The organism is Treponema sp. C6A8 (genome assembly GCF_000619925.1).
Taxonomy (GTDB): Bacteria; Spirochaetota; Spirochaetia; order Treponematales; family Treponemataceae; genus Treponema_D.
Window position 1 is genome coordinate 1 of sequence record NZ_JHVB01000017.1, and the last position, 16,995, is coordinate 16,995.

At 42.9% G+C, this 16,995-nt stretch carries 14 protein-coding genes; 5 read left to right on the forward strand and 9 right to left on the reverse strand.

Features of this window, described 5'->3' with window-relative positions:
• On the forward strand, nucleotides 1-328 hold a 328-nt coding region (locus T530_RS0111815; RefSeq protein WP_027729190.1), incomplete at its 5' end, for an IS3 family transposase.
• Nucleotides 329-402: 74 nt separating this feature from the next.
• On the opposite strand, the gene argB is transcribed toward T530_RS0111815, so the two are convergent.
• The 4 genes from argB to T530_RS0111835 all read right to left on the reverse strand — a co-directional run bounded on the left by argB (nucleotide 403) and on the right by T530_RS0111835 (nucleotide 6,392).
• Nucleotides 403-1,296, reverse strand: coding sequence for an acetylglutamate kinase (gene argB, locus T530_RS0111820; RefSeq protein ID WP_027729191.1), 894 nt, complete (start codon nucleotides 1,294-1,296; stop codon nucleotides 403-405).
• A complete protein-coding gene (locus T530_RS0111825; protein WP_027729192.1) occupies nucleotides 1,289-2,137 on the reverse strand; it encodes a DUF975 family protein in 849 nt (282 codons plus the stop codon). The genes argB and T530_RS0111825 overlap by 8 nt, the downstream gene beginning before the upstream one ends.
• A gap of 24 nt (nucleotides 2,138-2,161) precedes the next feature.
• Nucleotides 2,162-3,439, reverse strand: a complete 1,278-nt coding sequence (gene argJ, locus T530_RS0111830) for a bifunctional glutamate N-acetyltransferase/amino-acid acetyltransferase ArgJ (protein WP_038074651.1) — start codon at nucleotides 3,437-3,439, stop codon at nucleotides 2,162-2,164.
• 145 nt (nucleotides 3,440-3,584) lie between these two features.
• Nucleotides 3,585-6,392, reverse strand: a complete 2,808-nt coding sequence (locus T530_RS0111835; RefSeq protein WP_027729194.1) for a glycoside hydrolase family 3 C-terminal domain-containing protein — start codon at nucleotides 6,390-6,392, stop codon at nucleotides 3,585-3,587.
• 181 nt (nucleotides 6,393-6,573) lie between these two features.
• Here T530_RS0111835 and T530_RS14340 point away from each other — a divergent pair, with 181 nt between their 5' ends.
• Both T530_RS14340 and argC read left to right on the forward strand, forming a co-directional pair.
• A complete protein-coding gene (locus T530_RS14340; RefSeq protein ID WP_038074653.1) occupies nucleotides 6,574-6,948 on the forward strand; it encodes a hypothetical protein in 375 nt (124 codons plus the stop codon).
• Nucleotides 6,949-7,076: 128 nt separating this feature from the next.
• Nucleotides 7,077-8,021 (forward strand): N-acetyl-gamma-glutamyl-phosphate reductase, encoded by a 945-nt coding sequence (gene argC / locus T530_RS0111845; RefSeq protein ID WP_027729195.1) that lies wholly within the window; start codon nucleotides 7,077-7,079, stop codon nucleotides 8,019-8,021.
• 48 nt (nucleotides 8,022-8,069) lie between these two features.
• Here argC and T530_RS0111850 read toward each other — a convergent pair whose 3' ends face one another.
• Nucleotides 8,070-9,308, reverse strand: coding sequence for a glycoside hydrolase family 5 protein (locus T530_RS0111850; RefSeq protein WP_027729196.1), 1,239 nt, complete (start codon nucleotides 9,306-9,308; stop codon nucleotides 8,070-8,072).
• A 24-nt stretch (nucleotides 9,309-9,332) separates the two neighbouring features.
• A complete protein-coding gene (gene ychF, locus T530_RS0111855) occupies nucleotides 9,333-10,463 on the reverse strand; it encodes a redox-regulated ATPase YchF (protein WP_027729197.1) in 1,131 nt (376 codons plus the stop codon).
• 139 nt (nucleotides 10,464-10,602) lie between these two features.
• Between ychF and T530_RS0111860 the strand changes: the two genes are divergently transcribed.
• A complete protein-coding gene (locus tag T530_RS0111860; RefSeq protein WP_027729198.1) occupies nucleotides 10,603-12,174 on the forward strand; it encodes a GGDEF domain-containing protein in 1,572 nt (523 codons plus the stop codon).
• Here T530_RS0111860 and nrdG read toward each other — a convergent pair.
• Entirely contained in the window at nucleotides 12,171-12,653 is a 483-nt protein-coding gene (gene nrdG / locus T530_RS0111865; RefSeq protein WP_027729199.1) for an anaerobic ribonucleoside-triphosphate reductase activating protein, read from the reverse strand. The two genes, T530_RS0111860 and nrdG, sit on opposite strands and share 4 nt — an antisense overlap.
• A 21-nt stretch (nucleotides 12,654-12,674) precedes the next feature.
• On the reverse strand, nucleotides 12,675-14,837 hold the full coding sequence (gene nrdD / locus T530_RS0111870; RefSeq protein ID WP_027729200.1) for an anaerobic ribonucleoside-triphosphate reductase: 2,163 nt from the start codon (nucleotides 14,835-14,837) through the stop codon (nucleotides 12,675-12,677).
• A gap of 173 nt (nucleotides 14,838-15,010) precedes the next feature.
• Between nrdD and era the strand changes: the two genes are divergently transcribed.
• Nucleotides 15,011-15,919 carry a GTPase Era gene (era, locus tag T530_RS0111875; RefSeq protein WP_027729201.1) on the forward strand — a complete coding sequence of 303 codons (909 nt, stop codon included), beginning with the start codon at nucleotides 15,011-15,013 and terminating at the stop codon, nucleotides 15,917-15,919.
• 1 nt (nucleotide 15,920) lies between these two features.
• Here the strand turns inward: era and T530_RS0111880 are convergent, their stop codons facing one another.
• Nucleotides 15,921-16,805, reverse strand: a complete 885-nt coding sequence (locus tag T530_RS0111880) for a DMT family transporter (RefSeq protein WP_038074658.1) — start codon at nucleotides 16,803-16,805, stop codon at nucleotides 15,921-15,923.
• Nucleotides 16,806-16,995: the final 190 nt, after the last annotated feature.

A 16,995-nucleotide genomic window follows, 5' to 3' on the forward strand; every position in this document is an offset into this window, starting at 1 on the left:
TAAGAAAATTCCTGACGGGACAAATCTAATTCTTCATTCAGATCAGGGCTGGCAGTATCAGATGTATGATTATCAGAGGCGTTTGAAAGAAAAAGGAATTAGACAGAGTATGTCCCGAAAAGGGAACTGTCTTGATAATTCGGTAATGGAAAATTTCTTTGGTTTATTAAAATCTGAACTTTTATATTTACAGGAGTTTGAGTCTGTTGAAGATTTCAAAAAAGAATTGGTTGAATATTTGTCTTGGTACAACGAAAAGAGAATTAAGGTTAAATTAAAAGGACTGACCCCTTTACAATTCAGGAATCAGTCCTTAAAATCAGCCTAGTTAAAGTGTCCAATAATTGGGGTGCACTTCACTTGCAGCCTCTTTTTTTGTAGTTATCGCTTTATTAGTACAACTTAATATACCATAGTACCAATACCGCGGTCACTGAACATCTCAATTAAGAGTGAGTGAGGAACGCGGCCGTCTACGATGTGGGTGCGTGGAACTCCGCCTTCCAGGGCAGTAAGACAGCAGTCGATTTTTGGAATCATACCGCCTGAAATAATGCCTGTGGCTTTGAGTGAACCGATGGCTGTTTTTTCAATGCGCTTAATAAGTGTGTTCGGGTCATTTACGTCGCGGAGAATGCCCGGAACGTTTGTGAGCTGAACAAACTTTTCTGCATGAAGGGCAACGGCAATTTTTGCAGCTGCGGTGTCGGCATTGATGTTGTATCGGGCATCATCACCCTGTTCGCCAAGGGCAACTGTACTTACAACGGGAATAAAGCCGCGGTCAAGCATGGAAAGAAGAATGTCCGGCTGAACTTCTGTAACTTCACCTACGAAACCAAGGTCTTTGTCTGTTTTCTTTGCGCGCAAAAGTCCTGCATCAACACCGCTGAGACCTACTGCTTTTCCGCCTTTCTGCAGAAGAATGCCTACAATGTCCTTGTTCAGCTTTCCTGTGAGAACCATCTGAACAATTTCCATAGTTTCTGCATCTGTGTAGCGGAGTCCGTCAACGAACTTGCTTTCTTTTCCTACGCGGTCAAGCATGTGGTTGATTTCAGGGCCGCCGCCGTGTACAAGTACAACCTTAATTCCGATTGTGTTCAGAAGAACTATGTCTTCCATTACGGCCTGCTTCAATTCTTCATTGAGCATTGCGTTTCCGCCGTATTTTACAACGACGATTTTTCCGCACCATTCCTTAAAGTAAGGAAGTGCCTGTACAAGAACTTCTGACCACTGTTCACTGCTTAGCAGTGTAAAATCTTTTTTAAGATAGTCTAATTCATTACTCATTATTTGAATCCTCAGGCTTACTTGTTTCCTGAGCAGCTTCTACTGCCGGTGTATTATTATTGTAAGCTCGAATTTTTTCAGTTTTGTCTTTTAATGCCATGGCTGTATTGAAATATGTAAGAGTGTAGTAAGGTGCAAGCCACAAAATACCAATTCCTACTGTAAGGATGCTGAGAAGATACCAGCCTATAAAGCTCAACTGCAGTACAAAAAGGCTTCCAAGATTGTCTTCTGTATAATCCATACTGTCTTCAAGAGCTTTTGTAACTTTCAATTCAGGATTATTTGCAAGAAGATAGATGTTCAAAGAATAAGAAAGAGTTTTGCGGACAACTAAAATTAAAATGATGATTCCTACAATTGCTCTAAGAATTTCACCGATAACTCCCGCTTTAGACAGGATAATAAATGCTACCAGTGCAAGAACTTCATAAAGAAGTGTCCACAAGAAGATGAAAAGTCCTCTATGCCAGAATCCGCCAAGACCTTTTTTCCAAAGTGAAAAACCAGTAATGAACTTAGAAAGAGGTATTGTTTCTGAAGTTTTTGCATACAGGCTGATTACATAAATATATGCCATTGCCAGAATTGGAATCAGGATTGAAACAATTAAAAGTGTCAGGAAGTAAATCGAAAAGAAGTGAATCATCCATCCGAAGGAATCTCCAAGATAGACATTTTCAATATTTGCAAGACCCATACGCATGCAAATAACTAACATTGGCGCAAAAGCAAAAAGATAAATTGCTAGAAAAATTAGTCCTGAAAGAACTGCTGTTCCCCAGCGGCCTTTTAGTTGTGACAATGCAGTTGCTTTTAGTGCTTTTCTGTTAAATTCCATAGTTTTTTCTCCTTTTTTTTATCGCTATGTGCGATAATCTCCATTTATTTTTACATAATCATAAGTAAGGTCGCAACCCCATGCTGTTCCGCTGGCATTGCCGTCGCCGCACTGAACTAAGATTTCTACGGCTTCTTCACTCATAATCTGTTTTGCCAAATCTTCATCGAAGCTCAAAGGCACACCGTTTTCGTAAACTTTTACGCTGTTTTCGCCGTGAACTTCAAAGTTGTCGTTGTCTTCAAAATAGCGTTTTGCTCCGCTCTTGCTTGTAAACCAGATGTTTGTTTTCATCGGGTCAAATTCAATTCCTGAATAACCCATTGCGCAGAGGAAGCGGCCGAAGTTTGCATCAGCACCGAACATTGCAGCTTTTACAAGGCTTGAAGAAATTACTTCTTTTGCAAGGCCGCGTGCTGCTTCAACAGAGCTGGCACCGTTTACAGTGCACTGAACAAGGCGGGTAGCGCCTTCACCATCGGCAGCAATCTTCATTGCCATTACGCGGTTGAGTTTATTCAATGCTGCAAGGAAGGCCTCGTAATCTGCGCCTTCAGCTGTGATTTCTGCGTTTCCTGCCATTCCGTTTGCAAGGAGAACAAGAGTATCGTTTGTAGAAGTATCGCCGTCTACGCTTACGCAGTTGTAAGTTCCCTTGATTGATTCGCGCAGGGCTTTTTCAATCATTGCAGGGCTGATAGCGCAGTCTGTTGTGATGAAAGAAAGCATGGTTCCCAGGTTGATGTGAATCATACCGCTTCCCTTACACATTGTTCCCATGTGGCATACTTTTCCGCCAACAGGGAACTCTACAGCGCACTCTTTGTATTTTGTATCAGTTGTCATGATTGCAATGCGGGCTTCCTTGTGGCCTTCTTTAGAAAGTCCCTTTGCAAGCGCATCGATATTTTCTTCAATTTTTTCTACAGGAAGCTGAGCGCCGATAACGCCGGTTGAACAAACGATAACGTCGTCTGCCGCAACTCCAGTTACCTTTTCTACGGCTTTAGCCATTCGGAGTGCATTCTGAGCCCCCTGTTCGCCGGTACAGCAGTTTGCGTTGCCGCTGTTAGCGATGATTGCCTGAATGCGGCCGTTAGCTATATTTTTTTTGCTGAGTTTTACACTTTCTGCCTTTACGCGGTTCTGGGTGAAAACACCTGCTGCAGAGCATGGTACTTCTGACACAACCAGCGCAGTGTCGTTAGTTTTTCTTGATGCCTTGATGTGGCACAAGATTCCGTTTGCTGTAAAGCCTTTGGCTGCTGTAACGCCGCCTTCAATAAACTTAATTTCGCTCATAATTGTATTTTTATGCGTCCCTATTGAATATTTATGCAATAATTTTGCATTCTTTTGTATATTTATACTATATTTATAAAATAATGTAAATTAATAAAATAAGGTGTGGTTTTGAAATCCACACCTCATCAGGCTTTACTATTTACTATTCCAAATATCCGGCAGAAACAGGGTTGAAATTGAAGGTTGTAAACTTAAGTTTCTTCAATTCAATTCCGGCCTTTGTGTGCTCCATTCGGATTTTATACTTTCCTTTTTTCATCTTAAGCTGAGTGCCGTTTACAAATACGTCGCGGGCATTTGTTGTGCGGCATTCAAAAGAAGCCTGTGGCTTATCATTTATAAAGATGATTGTAGATGACTGGGAAACTGTATTTTCAACCTTGCAGATTGTACCGCAGACTGAATAGATTCCGTCTTCTTCGAGTTCAAGGCAGTATTCTTTATTTTCTGCAGGAACAAATTCTGTTTCACCTTTAATTGTTTCAAGGCCGCTTAAAGCTTCTGAAGAAGGTTCAACGCTTACAACGTTAATCAAATCTCCAAGAGGGCGCTTAGAAACAGGGGCGTCAAGAATAAAGTTCAGGATATGGATTACAGCCAGCTGAAGTTCTCCAAGAGTAAACTTGCCCTTTTCAAGACTTTCATTGATGTTGTCTCCGTAGCTGTTTCTTCCTGCTCCGTCGTTATCAACAACCATGTAAACGTCTGTTCCGGCGCGAACCATAGAGGATGTATTTTTTACAGAAAGGAAGCTCTTATCAACGCAGTCGTTCATAGAACACCACCAGTCTGTCATGACAAGACCTGTATAGCCCCATTCCTGACGCAAAATTGAGTTTACAACTTCATAGTTAGAAGCTGCCCAATGGCCCTGGATAGGGTTGTATGAAGTCATAATTGAATTAAGGGTTCTGCCCTTTACTGCAATTTCAAAACCTTTGAGGTAGATTTCGCGGAGGGCGCGTTCAGAAACGATTGCATCTGCCTTGCGGCGGGCTGTTTCCTGAGAGTTCAGTGCATAGTGTTTTACAGTGGCATTTGAACCGCCTTCGTGAATACCTTCAATTTCTGCGCAGGCAACAAGACCTGTAAGAAGAGGATCTTCCGAGAAATATTCAAAGTTACGTCCGTTCAAAGGATTTCTGTGGATGTTCATTCCAGGTCCAAGAAGGGCGTCGATTTTATTTGCGGCAAGTTCCTTTCCTTCGTAAACGTAAAGTTCCTGAATAAGAGGAAGGTTCCATGAGCAGGCAAGCTGGGTTCCAATTGGCATAAGGTTAGCTTCCGTTCCTGTATCAAGGCGGATTCCGCTAGGACCATCAGAACAGCCGGCGCAAGGAATTTTGTATGTATCGTGAAGAATGTTACTGAGTCCGCCGAAGGCTGCTGCAATACCAGGAGTTACCTTGCGGCTGAGCATACCTTCACCGCGAATCATTGTTGCAAGTTCGTCAGGATTAAGCTGGGCAATAAAGTCATTCAGGCGGCTGCGGTCTTTTTTTACATCTTCAAAGGTAATGCCTTTGTTTCCTGTATACGAAAGTTCTTTTGGAAGGTGAGCCTTAATTCTTGCGGCTAAATCAACCTTACTTAAAGGAACGTCTTCTTCTGTTGCTGAAGCTTTTCCTTCGCTTCCGCCTGATACCTGAGAAAGTCGCTTGAAGTTTTCTGTCGGGGCACCGGCCTGCTCGCATTTTTCGATTACGACAAGTGATGGAAGTGTAACGGCTGATTTTCCGTTCAGGGTAACTTCTTTTGCTGTTGCAACATCAGTTCCGGCATAAACTTTGTATTCTCCGGCCTGCAAAATCCATGAATAAGGATTTTCTGTTACTCCACTGTCGTCATAGCTTATCATTCTGGCAAGGTCGAAGCTGATTTCAAGAGTTTCTGACTGACCTGGCTGAAGGAGTTTTGTTTTTGCGAAGGCTGCAAGCTGGCGTGAAGGAGTCTGCAATGGGGCAGAAGGAGCCTTGTAATAAAGCTGAACGATTTCCTTTCCGGCAAAATCCTTGCTTACGTTTTTAACGCTTACTTTCACAGTGATTTTTGCATCGCCTTTTGGAGAAGTTACTTCGCCAGTCAGGCTTAAGCTTGGCTCTCCAAGTTCAAATTTTGCATAAGAAAGTCCGAATCCAAACGGGAACAAAACTTTGTCTTTTGCAAAAGTTGAAAAATATCGGTAGCCGACGTAAATATCTTCCTTATAATAATTCTTTTCTTTGGCAAAATTGCCTGTTGAAGGATAATCTTCAAGAGTCAGAGCGATTGTATCTGTGAGCTTTCCGCTTGGGCAGGCTTTTCCTGTAAGAACGTTAGCGGCTGCTCGTCCGCCTTCCTGACCGCCGTGCCATACGTAAATTACTGACTGAATGTGATTTTTGAATTCAGCATCATTAATCCATGCGGTGTCCATAATTCCGCAGGTGTTGAAAACAATTACAAGCTTTTCAAAAGCCTTGCAAAGTACGCTGATGTTCTTGCGTTCTGTATCAGAAAGAAGCCAGCTGCCTTTTTCGTTTACAAAATCGCGGTCTTCGCCTGCAAGACGGCCGATTACATACAAGGCTTTTCCAGACTTTTTAGCGCAGTCTGCGGCAAGAGAGTCTGAAATCTCCATATCTTTCTGAGTGAAAGGTTCAGTTGCCCAGCCTGTTCCGTTATCAAAAGGATTGTCTTTAATCCAGTTTCTGTATGTTTGGGCAAGTTCGCGGTTAATTTTTGCCGAAGATCCGGCATTTTCCAAATCTATAAGTGAGTCTGTAAGATTTGTGATGTAAGGTACATGTACTGAACCGCCAGAGCCTGTTCCTGAACGATAAAAATCAAACTGCATACGTCCGAACACACTTACTGTATCTGATGAAGTAAGCGGCAAGGTCTGATTTTCATTTTTAAGTAAAACAGCGCCTTCCTGTGCGGCTTCAAGCATTTTCTCTGAAAAAGTCATAAAATCCCCATAAAAATAAAATTACTAAAACGTTTTCGTAATAAGTTATATTATCACTGATTGCAAAGAAAAATACAAATCCTTTTGTAAAAAGTAAGTAAAAAATTTTCTAAACAAATTTTTTCACACTCCGATTATCTAAATAGAACAAAAACGAATAAAAAGTTTTCGGAGGTGCATTATGACAAGTTCACTTGGAAGCCTAAACGCATATTCTTATTCTGGCTCTATGGCTGCTTCTGCAGGTAAACTTTACGTTCCTGTAAGCAAAACTGCACTTCTTTATTCTCATTTCAATCACGTTTCTGGAGTGGCAGCAAAGCCAGGGCAGAACGGCATTTCAATCAGCAAAATCCAGATTTTGAATTCTCTTATAGATAGACTTTCTGCTATTAAAAATCAGCCTAAGGATTCTATTACTGATATTTCTAACGATCAGGCAGATGTTCTGATTAAGAATTATCAGCAGCAGATTCAGCAGGCAGTAAAGCAGACACCTTATATTCTTGCCGGCGCTCAGCCTCAGGCAGGAAGCCTCTTTCAGATTGATGCATAGCACGGGCGGGAGCGTGTAGCCGTGCCGAAGGCAGTGCAAAGCAGCTTTGCTGCGGCGCACCGCGCGTTAGCAAGCGGCGGAAGGCGACTAGGTGTTGCAACTCGCCTGAAATATGATATTATAGCCGCATGAGTTACAAAGTATTTATTGACGGAAAAGAGGGCACTACCGGCCTTAAGATTTTTGAGCGTTTTGCTAACCGCAAAGATTTGGAAATTCTTACTATTGATGATGATAAACGTAAGGATCCTGTAGAAAAGGCAAAGATGATTAATGCATCTGATTACACATTTTTGTGTTTGCCGGACGCTGCGGCTATTGAATCTGCTGCGCTTTGTACAAATCCTAATACTGTAATTATTGACGCTTCTACTGCTCACCGTGTAAATCCTGACTGGGCTTACGGTTTTCCTGAGCTGGGGGCTGACTTCCGCAAAAAAGTAGAGACTTCTAAACGAATTGCAACTCCGGGCTGCTATGCTTCCGGTACAATTGCAATTTTGTATCCGCTTGTAAAATCCGGCATTATGGGACGTGATTATCCTGTAAATGTTCACGCAGTCAGCGGTTATTCCGGGGCTGGTAAAAAGGCTATTGCCCAGTATGAGGCAGAAGACCGTGATGTTGGACTGGATTCTCCCCGCTTGTATGCTTTAACTCAGGCTCACAAACACCTTCCGGAAATGAAGATTATTTCTGGTCTTGATTTTGAACCGATTTTTAATCCTTATGTTTGCGACTACTTCCAGGGAATGACTGTAACTGTTGGTTTGCACGCGCGTCTTCTTGCAAAGAAGGTGACTGCCCATGACGTTTGGGAAATGTTTAAGGCTCACTACGAAGGGCAGCGCTTTGTAAAGGTTGCGGGCTTTATGGGAGAAGGCACTTTGCCTGAGCAGTTTATTCCTGCTAATACTCTTGCAAACACAAATGATATGCAGATTTTTGTTTACGGTAATGATGACCGCATTATGCTAACAACTCGTTTTGATAACCTTGGAAAAGGCGCTTCCGGTGCTGCTGTTCAGTGTATGAATATCAGCATGGGAATTGATGAAGGAACTGGTTTGTAATTTTACTTGAAATAAGAAGGGCTCCTGTGTGTGACGGGAGTCCTTTTTTTATTTTGTTTTTTTAGAATTCGACTCTTTCCAGGTCTTTGTTATTGCAGAGACAAAGTCTGGCTCATACAAATTACATTCCCTGCGGTTTATGGTTGCCATTCCTTTTTCGCCGCCTACATCCCAGTGGATTAAGGGCATTGAATATTTTCCGGCCAGGCTTGCAAAGTAAGTGAAACAGTCTAATCTATCCTGATAGGTTATAACAAAATCTGTGATTTCTTTTTCTTTGCCGTCTTCCCAGTAAGTTCCGGCTTTTTTTGCAGCGCCATATTCACCGATAACAACAGGAATTCCCTTAGAAACAAATTTCTTATTCAGAGCCTTCATTTTGTCTGTTATCTGTTTTTTAGTTTCTGCATCAAAATGATGGGAGCCTCTTCCGGTTCCGCCCCAGTCTAAAGGATATAAATGAACGGTGAGAATTAATTTGTCTTTGGCAGAATCTTTTGGAAGTTTGAAATAATCGGCAAGAACGGTTTCTATGCTTGTTCCGATTCCGGGAATCATTACAAAGCGCTCTGCATTATTGCCGCCACTTGAACGGATTGTGTCTAAAACCAGCTGGTTATATTCATTAACAAGTTTTATATCAGCCTTACATTCTTCGCAAATTGATGGCTGAGGGTACCAGCAATGCTCATGGCCGGCATTTCTTGGTTCATTCATTGTTTCAAAAATCAAATGCTGGTCATAATCGTTGTTGAAGGTTGAACAGATCTGCTTCCAGATTGCCTGTAAAAAGGCTTTTGATTCTTTTTCATCCTGTGTGCGTAAAATATAGCCTTCGCAATGCTGTAAAGGAATATTCATGCCTTCCTGAACAGAATGGTGCTCGTTAAGGATGACGTAGTAACCGTCCTTTATTGCCCAGTCAACAATCTGTTTTACGCGGGCCATCCACTCTGCGTCAATGGTGTAATTTTCATCTATAATATGATTGCACCATGTTACGGGCAGTCGGATTGTTTTATATCCGTGTTCGATTCCTGTTTTTATGATTTTTTCACTTGTTGGAACTTCGCCCCAGAGAGTTTCGGAGCTGAGTCCCTGATTCAGAGGAAATGTTTTTGTCCAGTTATCACGGGCGTCCAAAGAGTTTGCAAGATTCCAGCCACATTCCATCTTTTTTGCAAAATCAATTGCTGATTCTGTGCATTCAATATTTTTCGCTTGTGCAAAAGCTAATGGTGAAAGAATTGCAGCTGAAAATAATCCAAATAGAAATCTAGATTTCATACTCTTCTTCTGCCCCTGTTTTAATTACACATTAAACTTGAAGAAGAGTACGTCTCCGTCCTGTACGACGTATTCTTTTCCTTCCTGGCGGTACTTGCCGGCTGCCTTGATTGCAGCTTCGTCCTTGTACTGACGCAAATCTTCTATAGTATAAGCTTCGGCACGGATAAAGCCTTTTTCAAAGTCTGTGTGGATAACACCGGCTGCGCGTGGAGCTTTGTCTCCTGCGTGAATTGTCCATGCACGGCATTCATCTGGTCCGCCTGTAAAGAAGGTGCGGAGACCCATAAGGTGATATGCCTTGCGGGCAAGAGTTGCAAGTCCGCTTTCTTTAAGTCCAACTGAATCCATAAAGTCTTTGCGGTCAGCAGGATCTGTGATTTCAGCAAGGTCAGCTTCGAACTTTCCGCAGATTACTACAACTTCTGATTTTTCTTCAGCGGCGTATTTTTTTACAACTTCTACGTATTTGTTTGTCTGTGCTTCGATTGAATCTTCATCAACGTTTGCAACGTAAAGTGTCGGCTTCATTGTAAGAAGGAACATGTCGTAAACGGCAGCTTTTTCATCATCTGTCAAATCTGCCATGCGGGCGCATTTACCTTCCTGGAGGAGAGGCTTAATTTTTGCAACGGCGCTTGTCCATGGAGCGTATTTCTTTTCTTCTTCTTTTCCAAGTGAGCGAACTGCGCGTGTAACCTTGTCCTGGCGGGCTTCGATTGTATTCAAGTCAGCCTGAGCAAGCTCGTAGTTGATTGTAAGAATATCAGTTTCAGGGTCAATTGGGGCAGCTTCGTTTGCGTTTTCACGAACGTGCATAATATCAGGGTTATCAAAACAGCGTACAACGTGAGCGATTACCGAACATTCGCGGATGTTTGCAAGGAACTTGTTTCCAAGACCTTCACCGTTGCTGGCACCCTTAATCAAACCTGCGATATCAACGAATTTTACGCTTGCAGGAGTCTTCTTTTTTGGATTATGAATGCTTGCCAGAAAATCAAGGCGTTCATCAGGCAAATCAACAATACCTACGTTAGGGTCGATTGTACAGAAAGGAAAATTCTCTGCTGCTGCAGGAGCCGCTGTCAGAGCCGAAAAAATAGTAGACTTTCCAACGTTTGGAAGTCCTACGATACCACATTCAAGAGCCATATATATCCTCGATAATTTCTAATTAGTCCTATTAATATAATAGAAAAAAACAAAAAAGACCACAGGTGCAAAAAATAATTGGTATTTTCAGCTTTTTGCCCTTATACTTTTAAGAGCGTGGGCGGGGACAGGAGTTTTAATGGGAAAAATTCGCGAAGGTCTTCTTTTTAGGTTCGCCATCATTTTTTTTGTTTTTACTGTAATTACTCTTTTTATGAGCGGCGTTTGTATGTATTTCAGTCAGATGGCATCTTACAAATCAGAACGTGAAGCAAGCATCAGGGAAGTAGCAGATTATCTTGAAATGGTTCTTTCGGTTGATGGTGATGATTTTGTAAATTATCAAAATCATTTTAAGGAATGCTGCCTGACTCTTCTGGTTCCTCACGATTTTGACAAAGATGATATAGAAGACTCCCGAAATAAATATGAAAAACTCTTTGCGGCAAAATATCCTGGAAAAGTTCTGGGGACTGATATTTCTTTTGATGAACTTTCTGAAGACCTGAAGGATTTATATACCATTTATAAGCACCAGTATTATCTTTATCAGTTTGAGCAGGCCCGAAAGCGATTTAATCTTGCCTATACTGAATATATTGTTCTTGGTGCTGAAAAGCCTGAACGCCTTTATGATGTAATGTACGTGCTTGATTCCATGCGGGATGAGCGTCATGTTGGCGGAAAGAAATATATTGAGCTTGGAATTACTGTTGAACACAAAATAGATGAGCATCCTCACGAGTGGGAGGCCTGGACAACGGGTCGGCTTCCTTACGGTTTTGATATTTTTGATAACGAATATGGAAAAGATTACGCCTGCTATCTTCCTCTTGTGATTAAAGGAAAGACTCTGGGACTTATTGGCGTTGAAGTTGATATTCTTAAGGTAAATAAAGAAATCATGAACACATCAATCACTCAGATGCTTTATGTCGGTCTGGTTCTTGTGATTATGGTTGCCCTGCTTTTGTACTTTATTTATTACCATTATATTTCCAAGCTTTCACATCTTAAGGACAGCGTGAAACTTTATACTCAGGGAAAGAATGCTGAAGTTGTAAATGATATTGAAAGGAATGCTACGGGCAAGGATGAAATCTCTGTACTGGCAATGCAGGTTTCTTCGATGATTATGGAACTTGAGAATTACATGCAGAATCTTCTGGAGACTGCAAAGGAACTTCAGGATACCCAGCGCCGTGCAGACGCTATGAATGAGCTTGCAATTAAGGATGCCCTTACCGGTATCAGAAATAAAACTGCCTATGATAACGAGACCCAGCAGATTGACTGGACTATTGCCGAAGGAAAGGCGGAATTTGCAATTGCAATGGTTGATTTGAATTTCCTTAAGAGAATTAATGATACCTACGGGCATGAGCAGGGAAATATTGCCATTAAGAGAACCTGCTATATCGTATGTCATGTATTTAAGCATTCGCCTGTATTCCGCGTTGGTGGTGACGAGTTTGTCGTAATTTTGAAAAATGATGATTACAAAAAGCGGGATGAACTTGTTGCGGAATTCAAGAATCAGATAGCAGAAACTTCCGGAAATAAAGATTTGAAAATCTGGGAGCGTGTTTCTGCGGCAATTGGTGTGGCTGTTTTTGATTCTGAAATTGATACTTCTGTGGAAAACGTTTTCCGCCGCGCAGACAAGGCAATGTACCAGAATAAAAAGGAAATGAAGGCTATAAGAGATTAGTGCAGCCTTAAAATCCTCTGATTTTCTGAACCGCGGAACTCAAGCATAAGATTTCTCTGCTCTTCTATGAATGGGCCGTCTACCAGTACGTCAATGCAGGCAAGCATTCTGTCTGTGTATTCTGTGTGCTTTCTCTGGCCGGCCTGCAAATCTTTGTCGTAAATGTAGCCTGTCCAGCACCAGATGTTTTTTTGAGGGTAGGTTTCTTTGATTTTTTCCAGGAAGGGAGCCAGAACTTCCTGATTTTCTTCTTCAAAAGGTTCTCCGCCTAAAAGTGAAAAGCCTGCAATGTATTCGGGAGCGAGGGCTGTAAGGATTTCATTTTCGGTGTCTGAGGTAAAAGGTTCTCCAAAATGAAAATTCCAGGTTTCGGGCTGAAAGCAGCCCTTGCAGGCGTTACGGCATCCGCTTACAAAAAGCGAAACCCGTACGCCTTCACCGTCTGCGACATCGAACTTTTTAATGGCTCCGTAATTCATCGCTCCTGCCTGTAATGTCTGCTACAAGTGTAAAACGCGCTCTTTAATTTCCTGGGTTCGGCCCTGGTTCCAGTACTGGGTTCCGATGTAACCGCAGGTTCGGCGGGTTACGTTCATTGTTGACTGGTCGGTGTTGCCGCACTGAGGACATTTCCAGATGAGCTTTCCGTCGTTGTCTTCTACAACCTGGATTTCGCCGGTGTAGCCGCACTTCTGGCAGCAGTCGGATTTTGTGTTCAGCTCTGCGTACATGATGTTTTCGTAGATGTGCTTGAGCACTGCGATTACGGCAGGGATGTTGTTTTCCATATTTGGAACTTCAACGTAGCTTACGGCACCGCCCGGGCTGAGTTCCTGGAACTGGCTTTCAAAAGTAAGCTTCTGGAAGGCGTCGATATTTTCTGTTACGTGAACGTGGTAGCTGTTTGTGATGTAGTTCTTGTCTGTTACACCAGGGATTTCGCCGAAGCGCTGTTTGAGTGCCTTGGCAAACTTGTAAGTTGTACTTTCAAGCGGTGTGCCGTAGAGGCTGAAGGCGATTGTTGTTTCTTCGCGCCATTTTGCACAAGCTTCGTTCATGTGCTTCATGATTTCCAGGGCAAATGGAGTTACGCTTGGATCTGTGTGCGGTTTTCCTGTCATGTAGCGGACACATTCGCAAAGTCCTGCATAGCCCAAAGAAATTGTTGAGTAGCCGTTGAACAAAAGCTTGTCGATTACTTCGCCCTTTTCAAGGCGGGCAAGGGCACCATTCTGCCAGAGAATCGGGGCAACGTCACTTGGAGTTCCCAAAAGTCTCTTGTGGCGAATCATGAGGGCGCGGCGGCAGAGCTCAAGGCGTTCATCAAAAATCTTCCAGAACTTTTCCATGTCTTTGCCGGAAGAGCAGGCAACGTCTACCAGGTTGATTGTTACAACTCCCTGATTAAAGCGTCCGTAGAATTTTGGGCGGCCTGTTTCGTCGCGGTAAACTGTGAGGAATGAGCGGCAGCCCATGCAAGGGTAGCAGTTTCCTTCCTTAAGCTCGAACATCTTCTTTTCTGAGATATAGTCCGGTACAAGGCGCTTTGCAGTACATTTTGCGGCAAGCTCTGTGAGGTAGAAATATTTTCCGTCCGGTGTGATGTTGTCCGGCTCGAGAACGTAAATCAGTTTTGGGAAGGCTGGAGTTACCCAGTAGCCTTTTTCGTTGCGGACACCCTTTGTGCGCTGTTTAAGAACTTCTTCGATGATGAGGGCAAGATCAGCCTTTTCCTGTTCATTTTTGGCTTCGTTCAGGTACATGAAAACTGTTACGAAAGGTGACTGTCCGTTTGTTGTCATCAAGGTTACAACCTGATACTGAATTGTCTGAACACCCTTTGTGATTTCATCTGCAAGGCGGCGCTCAACGATTTTGTCGAACTGTTCTTTTGTGAAGTTTACGCCGGTTTCTTCAACCATTGCGTTCATTTCGCGGATGAGCTTTTTGCGGCTTACTTCTACAAATGGAGCAAGGTGGGCAAGTGAAATTGACTGTCCGCCGTACTGGCTTGATGCAACCTGAGCAATAATCTGAGTTGCGATGTTGCAGGCTGTAGAGAAGGAGTGCGGGGTATCGATTTTTGTTCCGCTGATTACGGTTCCGTTCTGCAGCATGTCTTCAAGGTTTACAAGGTCGCAGTTGTGCATATGCTGGGCAAAATAGTCAGCATCGTGAAAGTGAATGATACCTTCGTTGTGAGCCTGAACAATGTCTTCGTCCAGAAGGAAGCGTTTTGTAATGTCTTTTGAAACTTCACCAGCCATGTAGTCGCGCTGAACAGAAACTACGGTTGAGTTTTTGTTAGAGTTTTCCTGTTTTACTTCCTCATTTGCACATTCCAGCAGAGAAAGAATCTGCTTGTCGGTAGAGTTAGCCTTACGAAGCAGGGCATGGCGGTAGCGGTAAGTGATGTAAATCTTTGCGATGTTAAATGCGCCGATTCTCATAAGTTCAGTTTCAACCAGGTCCTGAATTGCTTCTACGTTGAGCTGAACCTTACTTGCCTTGCATGAGTCGCTTACTTTTGCGGCAACTGCCTTTATATATTCTTCTGAAAGTCTTTCGCTTTCCGGTACTGCGGCGTTAGCTTTTGAAATTGCAGTTTCAATCTTTCTGATATCAAAAATAGCTTCTTCGCCGTTGCGTTTGATGATTTTCATTTTTCCACCCGATGAATTTTTTACTTGATAAACACTATATCTAGCGTTTGTGTAAAAATAATATACTACTGATAGGGGATATATTCAATAATCCGGACGGGGATTTTCTTGAGAAAAATTATCAGGATTTGCATAACTTGTCATTCCTGCAAATCTCTTGCTAAAATAGTGATATGGAAGAAAATCAGGAACTTAGAACCGCAGTGGTTACAATTGTTGGCCGTCCTTCGGCTGGAAAATCGACTTTTTTGAATACGGCCTGCCAGGAGCCGGTGAGTATTGTTTCGCCAATTCCTCAGACGACCAGAAACGCAATCAAGGGTATTGTGAACACTTCGCTTGGTCAGCTGATTTTTATTGATACTCCGGGTTATCACGATTCAGAGAAAAAGCTCAACCTGCGTCTGCGCTCGATTACAGAAAGCCAGCTGCAGGATATGGAAGCTGTTCTCTATATTATTGACGCCACCCGCGACCCTGGCGAAGAAGAGCAGCATACCGCCGCCCTGCTGGAAAAACTTCAGGATAAGGTTGTAGTTGCCATAAATAAAATTGATTTACCTGCCGCTAAGCCGGAAAAAGTGCGTGCTTTTGTAAGCGCTGCTTTGCCTTCTGTTCCCGCTGCCCGCATTTTTGAAATGTCTGCGGAAAAGGACCAGGGCATTAATGAAGTTTTGCGAGGTCTTTACGAACTTGCGCCTGTTGCAGCCCCGATTTACGACGAAGAAACTTACACCGACCAGGATTTGACCTTCCGTGTTCAGGAAGTTATCCGCGGTGAAGCAATCAACCGCCTTGAGCAGGAAATCCCTCACGCCGTTTATGTTACTGTTGCCGATGTAGAGCGTCGCAACGATGGTAAAAAATTATGGATTCGTGCCTTCCTCTGCGTTGAACGCGACAGCCAGAAAGGAATTGTAATCGGAAAAGGCGCTTCTAAAATAAAAGAAATCCGCGCCGCCGCCCTCAAAAAGCTCAACCAGATTTACATCCAGAAGGTTGAGCTTGACTTGCAGGTAAAAGTAGACAAAAACTGGCGTCAGAAAGACAACACGATTAACAGATTAATTCCTGAGCAGTAATTTACTGGCCCTCTGGCAAACCTTTCTTATTCTGAACCACTGACCTTACCATTATAAAGCCCAGAATTAAGAGGCCACCGAGGATTGTTTTTGTGGAGGGAATTTCTCCTGCAAAAATAATTACCCAGAGCGGGTTCAAAAGAGGTTCCAGCATTGTGATAAAGGACGCTGTAAGAGCCCGCACTTTTTTTATTCCTACAGTGTAAAGAATTGAAGGGATTCCGATTGAAAGAGTTCCGACCAGAAGAAGGAAAAAGGCTGATTTTGGACTTGGTGCGCCGCTTTGAATTACAAAGGGAAGGCAGATAAGCGCTGTTATCAGGTGTGAAAGCACCATTGCCCCGCCGGAATTGCCCTTGCAGCGTCTCATAAAAATTGTTGCGAGCGCGTAAGCAAGACCGGAAAGTGCCGCTAGAATGTTTCCAAGCTGATTTCCGCTTTCAAGGCCGTCTGCAAAAAATAGTACCATTCCAAGCATTACGCCTAAAACCGTGATGTAATCAGAAGCAAGGTTCTTTTCTCCGGTCAGAAGCGGTGCCAGCAGAATTATGTAAAGCGGGCAGGTGTACTGCAAAAGAATTGCGTTTGCGGAAGTCGTGAGTTTGTTTGCCGCAACGAATAAAATCATCGTGAGTGCATATGAAAGTGCCGCAATCCAGAAGAAGGCGGTGCTGATTTTGTCCATCTTGCCGTTTTTACTGTGTACGGAAAACTGAAAACCCCGTCTTGTTACCAGAAGCATAAAGCTTCCGGAAATCAAACTTCTGATTCCGGCAATGGCAAGTCCGTTCCATTCGATATTTTTTATGAAAATGCCGCCGGTACTCCACAAAATCGCGCAAATCACAAGAGCCACAGTACCGTCAATTAATTTTCGATCTTTCATGCTGCCTCTAATTTGATATGTTGTGCCTTTGTCAATAGAGAATAAAAAAATGGAAGTAGCAGGCAGAAACTAACCGGCATTTGACCATTCTGATATACGTGGATTCGGCAAAGCCTTACCTACAGGTCAATGGACCGCCTGAAAGTACTTTCTGTCTGTTGACGGGCATATCAAAATCTTTTCAGATCTG

Bases quoted from the DNA above. Each gene is read 5' to 3' on its own strand.
- T530_RS0111860 (WP_027729198.1), top strand. From the start codon at position 10,603: ATGGGAAAAATTCGCGAAGGTCTTCTTTTTAGGTTCGCCATCATTTTT.
- era (WP_027729201.1), top strand. From the start codon at position 15,011: ATGGAAGAAAATCAGGAACTTAGAACCGCAGTGGTTACAATTGTTGGC.
- T530_RS0111835 (WP_027729194.1), bottom strand. From the start codon at position 6,392: ATGACTTTTTCAGAGAAAATGCTTGAAGCCGCACAGGAAGGCGCTGTT.
- argC (WP_027729195.1), top strand. From the start codon at position 7,077: ATGAGTTACAAAGTATTTATTGACGGAAAAGAGGGCACTACCGGCCTT.
- T530_RS14340 (WP_038074653.1), top strand. From the start codon at position 6,574: ATGACAAGTTCACTTGGAAGCCTAAACGCATATTCTTATTCTGGCTCT.
- T530_RS0111880 (WP_038074658.1), bottom strand. From the start codon at position 16,805: ATGAAAGATCGAAAATTAATTGACGGTACTGTGGCTCTTGTGATTTGC.
- nrdD (WP_027729200.1), bottom strand. From the start codon at position 14,837: ATGAAAATCATCAAACGCAACGGCGAAGAAGCTATTTTTGATATCAGA.
- argB (WP_027729191.1), bottom strand. From the start codon at position 1,296: ATGAGTAATGAATTAGACTATCTTAAAAAAGATTTTACACTGCTAAGC.
- argJ (WP_038074651.1), bottom strand. From the start codon at position 3,439: ATGAGCGAAATTAAGTTTATTGAAGGCGGCGTTACAGCAGCCAAAGGC.
- T530_RS0111825 (WP_027729192.1), bottom strand. From the start codon at position 2,137: ATGGAATTTAACAGAAAAGCACTAAAAGCAACTGCATTGTCACAACTA.
- nrdG (WP_027729199.1), bottom strand. From the start codon at position 12,653: ATGAATTACGGAGCCATTAAAAAGTTCGATGTCGCAGACGGTGAAGGC.
- T530_RS0111850 (WP_027729196.1), bottom strand. From the start codon at position 9,308: ATGAAATCTAGATTTCTATTTGGATTATTTTCAGCTGCAATTCTTTCA.
- ychF (WP_027729197.1), bottom strand. From the start codon at position 10,463: ATGGCTCTTGAATGTGGTATCGTAGGACTTCCAAACGTTGGAAAGTCT.